Origin of the sequence: Arthrobacter sp. ov407 (assembly GCF_900102895.1) — a bacterium.
In the GTDB taxonomy this organism is placed as follows: domain Bacteria; phylum Actinomycetota; class Actinomycetes; order Actinomycetales; family Micrococcaceae; genus Arthrobacter.
In genome coordinates, this window is sequence record NZ_FNGD01000008.1 from 76,062 (window position 1) to 88,463 (window position 12,402).

The 12,402-nt window shown below is 66.6% G+C and carries 11 protein-coding genes; 8 read left to right on the forward strand and 3 right to left on the reverse strand.

The window, feature by feature from the left end:
• Positions 1–15: 15 nt before the first annotated feature.
• Genes atpD through BLS42_RS11930 form a run of 5 tightly spaced genes read left to right on the forward strand, consistent with a single transcriptional unit; the run spans position 16 to position 6,204 of the window.
• A complete protein-coding gene (atpD, locus tag BLS42_RS11910) occupies positions 16–1,470 on the forward strand; it encodes a F0F1 ATP synthase subunit beta (protein WP_090581405.1) in 1,455 nt (484 codons plus the stop codon).
• Position 1,471: 1 nt separating this feature from the next.
• A complete protein-coding gene (locus tag BLS42_RS11915; protein ID WP_090581408.1) occupies positions 1,472–1,756 on the forward strand; it encodes a F0F1 ATP synthase subunit epsilon in 285 nt (94 codons plus the stop codon).
• Between the two features lie 10 nt (positions 1,757–1,766).
• Entirely contained in the window at positions 1,767–2,198 is a 432-nt protein-coding gene (locus BLS42_RS11920) for a DUF2550 domain-containing protein (RefSeq protein ID WP_090581411.1), read from the forward strand.
• A gap of 5 nt (positions 2,199–2,203) precedes the next feature.
• Positions 2,204–3,610: an alpha/beta hydrolase gene (locus tag BLS42_RS11925; RefSeq protein WP_090581414.1), complete on the forward strand. Its 1,407-nt coding sequence runs from the start codon at positions 2,204–2,206 to the stop codon at positions 3,608–3,610.
• The gene (locus tag BLS42_RS11930) at positions 3,607–6,204 is read left to right on the forward strand and encodes a DUF2156 domain-containing protein (RefSeq protein WP_090581419.1); all 2,598 of its coding nucleotides are present in this window, start codon (positions 3,607–3,609) and stop codon (positions 6,202–6,204) included. Before BLS42_RS11925 ends, BLS42_RS11930 begins: the two co-directional genes overlap by 4 nt.
• A 239-nt stretch (positions 6,205–6,443) precedes the next feature.
• Here BLS42_RS11930 and BLS42_RS11935 read toward each other — a convergent pair whose 3' ends face one another.
• The gene (locus BLS42_RS11935) at positions 6,444–6,647 is read right to left on the reverse strand and encodes a cold-shock protein (protein WP_011692441.1); all 204 of its coding nucleotides are present in this window, start codon (positions 6,645–6,647) and stop codon (positions 6,444–6,446) included.
• Positions 6,648–6,936: 289 nt separating this feature from the next.
• Positions 6,937–7,632: an endonuclease NucS gene (gene nucS, locus BLS42_RS11940; RefSeq protein ID WP_090581659.1), complete on the reverse strand. Its 696-nt coding sequence runs from the start codon at positions 7,630–7,632 to the stop codon at positions 6,937–6,939.
• Positions 7,633–7,722: 90 nt separating this feature from the next.
• On the opposite strand from nucS, the gene BLS42_RS11945 reads away from it, so the two are divergent.
• On the forward strand, positions 7,723–8,094 hold the full coding sequence (locus BLS42_RS11945) for an ATP/GTP-binding protein (RefSeq protein ID WP_090581421.1): 372 nt from the start codon (positions 7,723–7,725) through the stop codon (positions 8,092–8,094).
• Between the two features lie 10 nt (positions 8,095–8,104).
• Positions 8,105–8,902 (forward strand): alpha/beta hydrolase, encoded by a 798-nt coding sequence (locus tag BLS42_RS11950; protein ID WP_090581422.1) that lies wholly within the window; start codon positions 8,105–8,107, stop codon positions 8,900–8,902.
• A gap of 106 nt (positions 8,903–9,008) precedes the next feature.
• On the opposite strand, the gene BLS42_RS11955 is transcribed toward BLS42_RS11950, so the two are convergent.
• Positions 9,009–10,172 (reverse strand): AI-2E family transporter, encoded by a 1,164-nt coding sequence (locus BLS42_RS11955; RefSeq protein WP_256336446.1) that lies wholly within the window; start codon positions 10,170–10,172, stop codon positions 9,009–9,011.
• A gap of 333 nt (positions 10,173–10,505) precedes the next feature.
• Here BLS42_RS11955 and BLS42_RS11960 point away from each other — a divergent pair, with 333 nt between their 5' ends.
• On the forward strand, positions 10,506–12,383 hold the full coding sequence (locus tag BLS42_RS11960) for a hypothetical protein (protein ID WP_176803369.1): 1,878 nt from the start codon (positions 10,506–10,508) through the stop codon (positions 12,381–12,383).
• The last annotated feature ends 19 nt before the right edge of the window (positions 12,384–12,402 follow it).

Genomic DNA, 12,402 nt, shown 5'->3' on the forward strand with positions numbered 1-12,402 from the left:
AGTGAAGTGAGAGAGATGACTGCCACTGCTACCGATCACGTAGCCGCAACGTCCGGTGCTACCGGTCGTATTGCACGTGTTATTGGCCCGGTTGTCGACGTCGAATTCCCGGCTGACGCAATCCCCTCGATTTACAACGCACTCACCACCGAGATCACTCTCAATGGTGAGACCCGAACCGTCACGTTCGAGGTTGCCCTGCACCTGGGCGACAACCTCATCCGTGCAATCTCCCTCCAGGCCACCGACGGACTTGTCCGCGGTACCAACGTTGTAGACACCGGGGGCCCGATCACCGTGCCCGTGGGCGACGGCGTCAAGGGTCACATCTTCAACGTGCTGGGCAAGCCGCTGGACGTCGACGAGTCCGAGATCCAGGCTTCCGACTACTGGCCGATCCACCGCAAGGCTCCCGCCTTCGCGACCCTGGAAGGCTCCACCGAGATGCTGGAGACCGGCATCAAGGTGATCGACCTCCTCACCCCGTACATCAAGGGTGGCAAGATCGGTCTGTTCGGTGGTGCCGGCGTCGGCAAGACCGTGCTGATCCAGGAAATGATCACCCGTGTTGCCCGCAACTTCGGTGGCACCTCGGTGTTCGCCGGTGTCGGCGAGCGTACCCGTGAGGGCAACGACCTCTGGGTCGAAATGGAAGAGGCAGGCGTCCTCAAGGACACCGCCCTTGTGTTCGGCCAGATGGATGAGCCGCCGGGAACGCGTCTGCGCGTCGCCCTGTCCGCCCTGACCATGGCGGAGTACTTCCGCGATGTCCAGAACCAGGACGTGCTGCTCTTCATCGACAACATCTTCCGCTTCACCCAGGCAGGCTCCGAGGTTTCCACCCTCCTCGGCCGCATGCCGTCGGCCGTGGGCTACCAGCCCAACCTGGCTGACGAGATGGGTCTCCTCCAGGAGCGCATCACGTCCACCAAGGGCCACTCCATCACCTCGATGCAGGCCATCTACGTTCCCGCAGATGACTACACCGACCCGGCTCCGGCCACGACCTTCGCACACCTCGACGCGACCACGGAACTTTCCCGTGAAATCGCTTCCCGTGGTCTGTACCCGGCCGTTGACCCGCTGACGTCGACTTCCCGCATCCTGGATCCGCAGTACATCGGACAGGCCCACTACAACACGGCCGTCCGCGTCAAGCAGATCCTGCAGAAGAACAAGGAACTTCAGGACATCATCGCCATCCTCGGCGTTGACGAACTCTCTGAAGAAGACAAGATCGTCGTGTCGCGTGCACGCCGCATCCAGCAGTTCCTCTCGCAGAACACCTACACCGCCAAGCAGTTCACCGGCGTCGAGGGCTCCACCGTGTCCATCAAGGACACCGTTGAAGGCTTCACGGCGATCTGCGACGGCGAACTTGACCACGTTGCAGAGCAGGCGTTCTTCAACGTCGGCGGCCTGGACGACGTCGAGCGCCAGTGGGCCAAGATCCAGGAACAGACCAAGTAATATGGCTGAGCTTGAGGTTGAGATTGTCGCAGCGGATCACTTCGTGTGGTCCGGAGCGGCCAAGATGGTCAAGGCCCGCACCAGCGATGGTGAAATCGGAATCCTGCCCGGCCACTCGCCCCTGCTGGCGATTCTGGCCGAAGGTGAGCTGGCAATCGAGCCGGTATCCGGTGACCGCATCTCTGTAGCCGTCGACGGGGGATTCTTCTCCGTTGACAACAACAGGGTGGTCATTGTTGCTGACAACGCCCAAATGGGCGAAGCGGCTACTGCGGGGATCCGCTAGCACGACCTTGATGAACGATATTGGTTTGCCGTTCATCGTCCTGGCAACTGCGTTTGCGTTGCTGGTCTTTGCACTGTGCCTCATGGGGGTGCGTCGCTTCAACCTGCGGCGCGCCCTCGGCACGGTGGACGCCTCCATCTGCACGGCTGGAAAAAGCTGGCAGATGGGGGTTTGTCGTTATCAGGACAACGACCTCGAGTGGTTCCGCCTGCTCTCTCTCAGCGTCCGTCCCAAGCACACCTTCCGGCGCAGCTCGCTGGAGCTGCTTGGCCGGCGCAAGCCCACCGAATCCGAGCTCCTCAAGGTCCAGCCCGACGCCGTGATCGTCGAGCTCCGCTACGAGGGACAGCAGGTCCTTCTCGCGATGCGCTTCGATGCCTACACAGGGTTGTCATCCTGGCTTGAGGCCGGACCGGTCATCGGCGTCGGCACCTGGCGCTAGCCCCGGTGGATTACCTTGACAGCCTCCGCCTGGTCGACGGGCCGGTGGTGTGGCTCGCGTGGGCCGCCGCAGCGGCGGGCCTGGCCTACCTTCTCTGGCACGCCGCACTCCGGCACACGGGTTTTCGTGACAAGGGTTTCCGGCACACGGGTTTTCCGGACACCGCTTTTCCGCAAATCAGGCGTCACCCAGCCGATGCGGCCGCCGTCGTGGCTACCGTGACCCTGCTTGCCGCGGCGCTCGTCGCTGCCGTGCATTGGTTCCTGATCTACGTGATCACGGTCATCCCCGCCGAACTGCCGGGGGAGACCCTCGCCTGGTCCCTTGCCGCCGTCGGCGCCCTGCTCCTGTGGCTCATGCGCCTGTTCGGTCTCTGGGGCCGCGGAGGCAGCCGCGCCAAACGTTGGCGCTCAAGCGGCGCAGCCACGGCCGCCTTCCTGGCCGTCCTCGCGCTTTCCGCCGTCCAGATCAACATCTACTTCGGCCTGAACCACACCGTCGGCGATCTCACCGGAACGGCAGTAGCCCGGATCCAGCCGCTCGAGGCCGGCCTGACGCGCGCGGCCGGCGGCCCTCCCGCCACCGGGCTCGCCCACTGGCAGGCACCCGCCGAGCTTCCCGAAAGCGTCATCCGGAAGGCGGCCATCCCCGGCACGGTCTCCGGCTTCCAGAGCCGGGACGCCTACGTCTACCTCCCGCCGGCCTACCAGAGTTCCCCGCGGCCCGCGCTGCCGGTGCTCGTCCTCTTTTCCGGCCAGCCGGGCAGCCCCGCCGACTGGCTGACCGGCGGCGCGCTCCGGAGTCGGCTGGACGGGTTCGCCGCGCAGCACGCGGGGGTGGCGCCCGTGGCGGTGGTGGTCGATCCCAACGGCTCCCCGTCGGGAAACACACTGTGCCTGGACAGCCGGATTGCCCAGGCGGACACCTTCCTGGCGCGCGACGTGCCGGACTGGATCAACAGCACGCTCGACGTCGACCCGGACCCCCGGCACTGGGCCGCGGGCGGCTTCTCCTTCGGCGGCACGTGCGCCATGCAGATGCTGACGAGGCATCCCAACGTCTACAGCGCGGCGCTGGCCTTCTCCAGCGAGGAAGAGCCGGCCATCGCGAAGGAGCGTGCCAAGACCATCGAGGCCTCCTTCGGCGCCGACACCGGGGCCTTCGACCGGCTGACACCGCTCCGCGTCATGGCGGAAAAGCACTTCGATGGCCACGGCGTGTACTTCGCCGCCGGAGACCGTGACCCGCAATTCATCCGCTCCATGGACGTACTCTCAGAGGCGGCACGGCGCGCCGGGTTCACGGTCGAAACACAACGGATCGCCAACGCGGGGCACTCCTGGGACACGGCATCCAACGGCCTGCCCGGCGGCCTGGACTTCCTGGCCCGGCGCTGGGGGATCTCCCCATGAGCCTGGTCAAGGCCGGCAGCACGCGGACCGCCGGGAGTCCGGGGCCGGAGGGCCCGCCGTTGCCGGGCGTCTGGCGGCAGGGCAGACGCCGGACGCTGGCGCACTTCCGTGCCGTACCTTTCACTCTGGCGGTCCTAGCGACCTTCCTCGTCGTCGGTGCCGTCACAGGCAGCTTCCTGTCCGGACCGCCGAACGCCCTGTGGCCCATTGCCTCCGTCAGCGCTCCCGGGCTGAGGGCGGGTCACTGGTGGTCCCTTTTCACGTCGCTGTTCTTCGCGACCAATCTGCTGGCCTACCTCGCCGCATCACTGATGATTCTCGTGCTCCTGGGCCTCGCTGAACGGCATCTGGGGACGTTGCGGACGGCCGTGTTCTTCTTTGCGGGCCAGTTCGCGGCCGTGACCGTGTTCCTGCTGATCACCCAGCTGGCCCGGTATATCGGCGACGGCTGGCTGGGCCTCATGGTCAATGCCCGGCTGATCGGGCCCTACGCCGCCGTCCTGGCCGTGGCCCTGGCCGCTAGCGGGCTGCTGTCCACGCTGTGGCAACGGCGGCTGCGGACCGCCGTCGTGGCCGCATCCCTGCTGCTGGTGCTCTACGTCGGGCATCCGGAGACGGTAGTGGGGCTCGCCGGTGCCCTCGCCGGCCTGGCTGCGGGCTGGTGGATCCAGGGCGACCGGGGGACCCTGCACCGCTACCGTTCAACGGGACGCGAAACGCGAAACCTGCTGGCGCTCACGGTCGCCATTTTCGCGGTGGGACCGATCCTCACGGCCGCTGTCAGCAGCCCCACCGGGCCCCTGGCCTTGTTGCGCGACGTCGTGCTGAACCCGCTGCCCACGCTGAGCCAGCTGGAGCAAAACTGCGGCGGGACGGTTGACGTCAGTTGCCTGGAGGCCGGCCGGACCGGATTCGCCGGTCCGCTGGGCCTCGCGCTGGCAGTCGTCCCGGTGGTCCTGCTGCTGATCTGTGCGGACGGCATGCGGCAAGGCCGCCGCCTGGCCCTGCGGATCGCCATCATCGTCCAGCTCGGCGTGACAGCACTGGCCGCCGTGTACCTCGCCCTGTTCGCCCGCATTCCGCACTACCCCAACCGGCCGCACACGGCGGTGATGGGCTCCGGCTTCGTCCACGTCCTTCCGCTCGTGGCCGTTCCGCTGCTGCTCGTTGTGCTGCTCTGGCTTAACCGCCGGCAGTTCCGGGTGGAGACGGCACCGCGGGCCCGGCGGATCCTTGGCATAGTGGTTGGCGGGACGTGGCTGGGGCTCTCCGGCGCCTATGCGGTGGCCTGGCTGGCGGCCGGCGGGATGAACCGCGACCGCGGAGTGCTGGGCCTCGCGGCGGAACTCGCCCGGCAGTACCTGCCGCTGCCCATTCCCGGCGCCTACAGCCGGCTCTTCCAGAACCGGAACGCCGTCGAGTCTTTCCTGTTCGCCTATGCCGGCATCATCTTCTGGGGAGTGGCCCTGGCGGCGGTCTGGCTGGTCCTGCGGCGGCGGCTGCACAGTACCGGGCTGCACAGTACCGACATCGGCTCCGGGGACCGGGACACGGCCCGTGACCTCATCCGCCGGGGCGGAGACTCGCTGTCCTGGATGGCGCTCTGGGAACCGAACAAATACTGGTTCACGCAGGACCGGCGCGGCGGGGTGGCCTATCAGCAGCACGGCAACGTGGCCCTGACGCTGGCGGGGCCCTTCGGTCCTGCTGCCCTGCATGAGGAGACCGCGGCGGGCTTCATGCGCTACTGCGCCGAGCACGCCCTGATCCCGTGTTTCTACTCCTGCACCGCCGACCTCTGGCCGATGCTCCGGGCCCGCGGGTTCCGCCGGGTGGCCGTGGCCCAGGAAACCCGGCTCGCCGTGCGCGAACTCGGGTTCAAGGGCAAGGAATGGCAGAACGTCCGCACGGCCCTGAACCGTGCGGCGAAAACCGGCGTCCAGGCCGTGTGGGGGCGCTACAGCGAATTCCCGGCCCAGCTGCGTGCCCAGCTGATCGAGGTCTCCGAGGAATGGGCTGCGCAAAAGCACGTGCCGGAAATGGGCTTCACGCTCGGCAGCATCGACGAGCTCGACGACGACGAGGTGCTGTGCTGCCTGGCGGTGGACGCCGGCGGACGGGTGCAGGGTGTCACGAGCTGGCTGCCGGTGTACGAGGACGGACAGCTGGTGAGCTGGACCCTGGACTTCATGCGCCGGCGCGGAGACGCCTTCCCCGGCGTCATGGAGTTCCTTATTGCCTCCGCCGTGCTGGAGCTCAAGAACACGGTCGAAGTGATCTCCCTTTCCGGCTCGCCGCTGGCGAAGGACCGCGCCGGAGACGACGCCGGGGCCAGCGATGCCGGAGACGAGGCAGCCGGGCAAGAGGGGCTGGCCGGAATCCTGGACGTGGTGGGCAGGGCCCTGGAACCTGTTTACGGCTTCCGCTCGCTGGCAACGTTCAAGTCGCGCTTTAAGCCGGACTACCGCACGCTTTACCTCTACTATCAGGACCCGTTGCATTTGCCCGCGATGGGCCGGGCCCTGAGCCGCGCGTACCTTCCCGGCTTGTCCGTCCGGCAGAGCGCACGCCTGCTGCGCACCCTGGTGGGTTAGCCGCGCGGTCCGGCGGGTAATTGCCCGGCGCCGCCGGCTCGGATCCGGGCCCTGCCGCAAAAGGCATTCGTGCGGCCGTGCAATTCGGATGAACAATGTCGCATGACCAAAAGAGGCGTGCCCGAAAGGGGGGACGCGAAACACCGCGTCCAACAATGCGCAAAAAAATGATCCCCGGCGTCAATGCCGGGGATCATTCTTGTTGCCGGAAATGCCCTAAAGCACTTCCCGACGGGAGACTAGACCAGCGTTACGCCGGTAGCCTGGGGACCCTTGGCGCCCTGGCCGATCTCGAACTGAACACGCTGGTTCTCGTCGAGGGTCTTGAAGCCGCCGGTCTGGATCTCGGAGTAGTGAACGAAGACATCGCCATCGGAGTCATCCGGGGTGATGAAGCCGAAGCCCTTTTCTGCGTTGAACCACTTGACGGTTCCCTGTGCCATTTGTTTCTCCTCATTGTGGATCTTGAATAAGTCCGGCGCACTTCGCACCGTACTTGGTCACTCTGCGAGAAGAACCTTTGGCTTCGAATCCGGATTCCCGGACCGCGGCTGCAGGAGCTTCACGCTCGCAACATGTCTTGCGAGCATGAATAACACCTACACAAAGACTTGTATAAGAATTTCATGACACTTGCGTCAGGTCAACGGGCGAACGGAAGAAATGCATAAATTTTGTGCAAAGAACCGCTTAACGCGAATCGCCGCCGCGGAAAGGCTGCCGCAGGAAGCTTTAGAAGAGCCTGGATTCGCTGTCGTCCACGCCGCGCATGGCGTCGTAGTCCAGGGTCACGCAGTCAATTCCGCGGTCCTTGGCGAGGACCTTGGCCTGCGGCTTGATCTGCTGGGCGGCGAAGATTCCCCGGACCGGAGCCAGCAGCGGGTCCCGATTCAGCAGTTCCAGGTACCGGGTGAGCTGCTCGACGCCGTCGATGTCGCCGCGCCTCTTGAGTTCAATGGCCACGGTTGCGCCATCCGCGTCCCGGGCCAGGATGTCCACGGGGCCGATCGCGGTGAAATACTCGCGGCGGATCAGCGAGAACCCGGTGCCGAGCAGTTCGATCTGGGCGGCCAGCAGCCGCTGGAGGTCCGCCTCGACGCCGTCCTTGATCAGGCCGGGATCCTGGCCCAGTTCGTGGGACGTGTCGTGCAGCTGCTCATGGATATTGATGATGAGCCGGTCATCGGTCTTGGCCGACTGGACCGTCCACTGCTCGACGACGCCGACCTCGACGTCGACCTCATCCGGGGAGGAGACCCGCAAGGACGCAGGGGGGCTCATCCAGTTCAGGGGTTTGTAGGATCCGCCGTCTGAATGGACCAGGACCGAGCCATCGGCCTTGACGAGCAACAGCCTGGTGGCCAGCGGAAGGTGGGCTTTGAGGCGGCCGACGTAATCAACGGAGCAGCGGGCTATGACTAAACGCACCCGGTCCACTCTACCGTCTGCGCAGGAGTCCCCGGGCTGGGGCCAGCGGTGACGCAAGGCGTGGCAGCCTGGCTGGGGCAGAATGGAGGCATGCCCCGTTCCAACCGACCCCGCCGCGCCGGTACTGCAAAGACAGGCTCTGGCAAGAGCGCAGCGCCCGGAAAGAGCAAAACCCCCGGAGCCAAGCACGGCCCGGCGCCGGAGCTCGATCTGGAGCGGGCCCGCTCAGGTTTCGCCCGCCGGGAAAGCGCGCCCGACGGCGAATGGATGGTCCGCTCCATCACCGCGAGCCGTGCCGAGAAGACCTACATCTGCCCGGGCTGCTCCACCGCAGTGCTGCCCGGGATCGCCCACCTGGTGGTGTGGTCCGAGGACCACCTCTTTGGCGCGGCCGCGGGGCTCGCCGAGCGGCGCCACTGGCATACCAACTGCTGGACCTCCCGGAGCTATCGGTATCGCTAAGCTGGTCAGCATGACCTTTGATCCCGCGTCGTACGTCTTCACCCAGCCGTCTGCGCCAACTGCCATCCGCGCTTCCACCGTCCTTCCGGCCCACCGCGAGAACGTCGAACTCCGCACCTCGGACGGACACCGGCTGGTGGGCGAGCTCGCCCTCCCGGAATCCGGCGAGATCAAGGCAACACTCATCACGCTGCACCCGCTGCCGACGCACGGCGGCTTCATGGATTCGCATGTGTACCGCAAGGCTTCCTACCGGCTCCCGGCCCTCGCCGGAATCGCCGTGCTGCGCTTCAATACCCGCGGCACGTCATCGCCGCGGGGGACCAGCGGGGGAGACTTCGAGGAAGGCATCGGCGAGCGTCTCGACGTCGAGGCCGCCGTGCAGTTCGCCGTGGACCGGGGCTTGCCGAACCGGTGGCTCGTGGGCTGGTCCTTCGGCACCGAGCTTGCCCTCATGTACGGCGCCGCTGAGCCCGTCGCCTCGGAGATCGAGGGGGCTGTCCTGCTCTCGCCGCCGCTGCACCGGGCCACGGACGTGCACCTGAAGGAATGGGCGCAGGCGGGCAAACCGCTGAAGGTGCTGGTCCCCGAACACGATGACTACCTGCAGCCGGCGGCTGCGGCCGCGAGGTTCGCGCTGGTACCGCAGGCGCTGGTATTGGGGGTCGACGGCGCCAAGCACCTGTGGGTGGGGGAGAAGTACGCCGGACGGGTGCTCAACGAGATCGTGGACGAGGTCATCCCCGGCCGCGCCGGCACTGTGCTTCCGCAGGAATGGGACGGGCCGGTCGCCACGGCGCACACCTGAGCCGCCGGCCCCGAAACGGGAAATGCCCCGAAATAGGACAGCCGCACCGTGGAACTGGATCAGTTCAAATCACGGTGCGGCTGTCCCTTTTCGGCGCAAAAACCGTTCAGCGGCTGTCCTGGCGCGCGATGAATATTTCCTTGAGCAGCAGCAGGATCGCCGCCGCTGTGGGGATGGCGATCAAGGCGCCAAGCACGCCGAGCAGGCTGCCGCCGGCGATCACCGAGATGACGGCGACGGCCCCGGGCACCGCCACGGCCTTCTGCATGATCCGCGGTGAGATGAAGTAGGCCTCGAACTGGAGGTAGGCGAAGTAGCAGATGGCAAAGACAAGCGCCGTCTGCCAGCCGGCGGTCAGTGCCACGAGCGTCACCAGGAACCCGGCAATCATGCCGCCCACGAGCGGGATGAACGCCAGCAGGGCCACCACGAATGCCAGCAGCGTGGCGAACGGCACTCCGATGATCGACATGACGATGAAGGCGAAGGTGGCGTTCAGCACTGCCACGGCGGCCTGGCCGATCACGTAGTTGCCCACTGAACCGGTGATTTCCTCGGACAGGGCTTCAACCCGGGGCCGGCGCGAGCGCGGCGCGAGACGGTAGCCCCACTTCTTCATGGCGGGAAGGGCGCCGAGGAAGTACAGGCTCAGGACCAGCACGATCAGCGCACCGAACAGCCCGTTTGCCAGGGTGGAGCCGAAGCCGACAACACCGCCGAAGATGCCGCCCATGGCCTCCGGGTTGTTGACGAACTTTTCCAGCTCCTGGCCGATGCGGTCCCTGATGCCGAACTGGCTGTCAATGCCCCGGAAGAACTCCGAGTCAATGAAATCCTGCACCCACTTGGGCGCCTGCTGCACGATTTGCGTTACCTGCTGCACGATCGTGGGGATCAGGGTGGCGAAAAATGCGGCGACTGCCACTGCCAGGGTGGATACGGACAAGAGGATGCCGGCGGCACGGGGGACATTCCGGTGTTCGAGCCAGCGCACCACCGGGTCCAGGCCCAGGGTGATGAAGAGCGCCGTGATGATCCACAAGAGCAGTTGCGTCGTGTTCGAACCGATCCAGTACACCAGGAGCGCGACGCCGACGCCGACCGTACCCATGAAGCCCATGTACAGGGGGTGCTGGGCCGACATCCGGGGACCAGGACTGCCGAAGGGCGCATCGGACCCGTTCTCGGCCTCATGCTCTGGCGGCATCTCGAAGCGGATTCTCGGTTGGGCTCCCGGCAGGGGCTGACGCAGGCGCCGGGCCGCCGACAAAAGGACATTCGCCGCGGCAACCCGGGAGCGGGACGTTGTGGGCCGGTGGCTGGCGACGGTTTCTTCGGGGCCGCGTTCCTCGCTGCCGGATTCCTGGGCTTCTTCTTGTCCGGCGGAGGACGAATCCGTATGTTCAGTCACTGCGTTGAATGCCCTATTTCTCTGCGGCGCCACTGAGGCGGCGCTGGTGTGATGATCACCGCAAACACTATCAGCAGGCTTGTCAGATCACGGGCGGAGACGCGGCGGGGGAGCCGCGGGCGGGGGTGGGCCAGGCCGCCGATCTGACTCGCGGGTAACAAAATGGTTACTATTGAAGCTAACTGTCCGCTGATGATTGGTAGTATTTTGCGTTTCAAGACTGCAGTCGCCCTGGTGCTGCTCGGCCTCCTGACACTGCTGGCCGGAATTGGCCAGAAGACGTTCTGGGCTCCTCCGGAGACGATCACGGCCACCGCTCCGACAGGTACCGCCGCGCCGCTGACCGTCTTCGACGAGAAGCTGAGGACGGTGCACCCCGGGACCGTGAAGATCCAAGTCAAGGGTGAGGGCGCCTTCTTGCTGGCCGCTGGGCGGCCGGACGACGTCGACGCCTGGGTGGGCAAGACGGCACACAATACTGTCGCCGGCGTCTCGGAGGACGGCAAAGCGCTGCAGCTGACGCATACCGACGGCGCCGCTACCGCGCCCTCGCCCGCCGGGTCGGACCTTTGGGTCGCCACCGAGAACGCCAGCGGTGAAATGAACTACTCGTGGAACGCGCCGGCCGACGGCGACTGGTCCCTCCTCCTCGCCACTGACGGCACCAAGCCCGCCCCGGGCTCCATCACGATGACGTTCCAGAACGACACGTCCACGCCCTGGGCCATTCCGCTCATGGTGCTTGGCGGCCTGCTGATCATCGCCGGCGCGGCGCTGCTGGTCCTCAAGCCGAAGTCAGGTAACCGGTCCGGCGGCGGTGGCGGCGGCAGCTCCTTCGCCCGCCGCGCGCAGGCCAAGGCCGCGGCACGCCGCGAGGGACAGGGTTCGACGGCCATCACGCAGCAGCCTGCCGCGCCCGACGCCGAAGCACCCGACACCGAAGCACCTCACACCGCACAGCAGCCGGCCACGTCCGAGAAAACAGGGCCGGTCAAAACAGCGCCCGAACAGAAGAAGGGCTCCGGCACGGTGCGCCGTTCCGGCATCGTGGTGGCCGTGCTGACCGCCGCCGCCGTCGCCGGAACGTCGGTGGCCGCGCAGGCCAGCCAGACACCCGCTCCGTCGCCCAGCGCGCCGGCCTCCAGCGATGCGACCCCGGGCAGTCCCAGTGCGGACCAGACCGGTGATGCGCCGGTGCTGCTGGACGCCCAGTTCCGTCGCGTCCTGGAGCAGGTTTCCGGTGCTGTCAATGCGGGAGACGCCGCCAAGGACGCCGCCAAGCTGGCGCCGCGGGTGGCTAAGTCCGAGCTCGAGGTGCGCAAGCAGAACTACAAGATCCGCTCGCAGGTCGGCTCCTATGAGGCCCGCATGCCCGTCCGTTCCATGAAGCTGCTGACCACGGTGGTCACCAACAAGCGCAGCTGGCCCCGTTCCGTCATGGCCGTGACGCAGGGCGAGGGCAACGTCGTCCCGCAGTTGCTGACCCTGACCCAGGCCTCCCCGCGGGAGAACTACAAGCTGGTCAGCAGCACCCCGCTGCAGCCCGGTGCCACCTTCCCGGCGATCGGGCGAGCCGGCACGGAGACGCTGGCATCCGCGGACAAGTCCGGACTCCTGTACAGCGGCGACGAAGCCCTCGCCGGCCTCGGTGACCGCCTGACCAAGGCCGACTCCGCCTTCAAGGGCAAACTCGTCGAGGGCCAGTCCTCCCCGTACATCGCGGACACGCTCGCTTACCAGGCCGACGTCGTCAAGTCAGGCGTCAACGGCGCCTTCGCCTTCACGCACAAGGTGGCTCCCGAGAACACTGTCGTGTTCCGCACCGCCGACGGCGGGGCACTGGTCATGGGACGCCTGAACTTCTCCTTCGACGGCACTCCGAAAGCCAAGGGCGACAAGCTCACGATCGGCGAGGACGCGGCCGCCCTGGCCGGCGGCAAGGAAACCAGCACCGGCATGGTGCTGAAGTTCGCCGAGTCGGTGGCTGTCTATGTTCCGCCGGCCGGTTCCAAGGATCCGATGAAGCTCGTGGCCGCCACCCGGGGCCTGGTCGGCGCCGCTATCAAGTAGCCTTCGCCGGCGGGCACGG

Bases quoted from the DNA above. Each gene is read 5' to 3' on its own strand.
- BLS42_RS11930 (WP_090581419.1), top strand. From the start codon at position 3,607: ATGAGCCTGGTCAAGGCCGGCAGCACGCGGACCGCCGGGAGTCCGGGG.
- BLS42_RS11960 (WP_176803369.1), top strand. From the start codon at position 10,506: ATGATTGGTAGTATTTTGCGTTTCAAGACTGCAGTCGCCCTGGTGCTG.
- atpD (WP_090581405.1), top strand. From the start codon at position 16: ATGACTGCCACTGCTACCGATCACGTAGCCGCAACGTCCGGTGCTACC.
- BLS42_RS11945 (WP_090581421.1), top strand. From the start codon at position 7,723: ATGCCCCGTTCCAACCGACCCCGCCGCGCCGGTACTGCAAAGACAGGC.
- BLS42_RS11950 (WP_090581422.1), top strand. From the start codon at position 8,105: ATGACCTTTGATCCCGCGTCGTACGTCTTCACCCAGCCGTCTGCGCCA.
- BLS42_RS11935 (WP_011692441.1), bottom strand. From the start codon at position 6,647: ATGGCACAGGGAACCGTCAAGTGGTTCAACGCAGAAAAGGGCTTCGGC.
- BLS42_RS11920 (WP_090581411.1), top strand. From the start codon at position 1,767: ATGAACGATATTGGTTTGCCGTTCATCGTCCTGGCAACTGCGTTTGCG.
- BLS42_RS11915 (WP_090581408.1), top strand. From the start codon at position 1,472: ATGGCTGAGCTTGAGGTTGAGATTGTCGCAGCGGATCACTTCGTGTGG.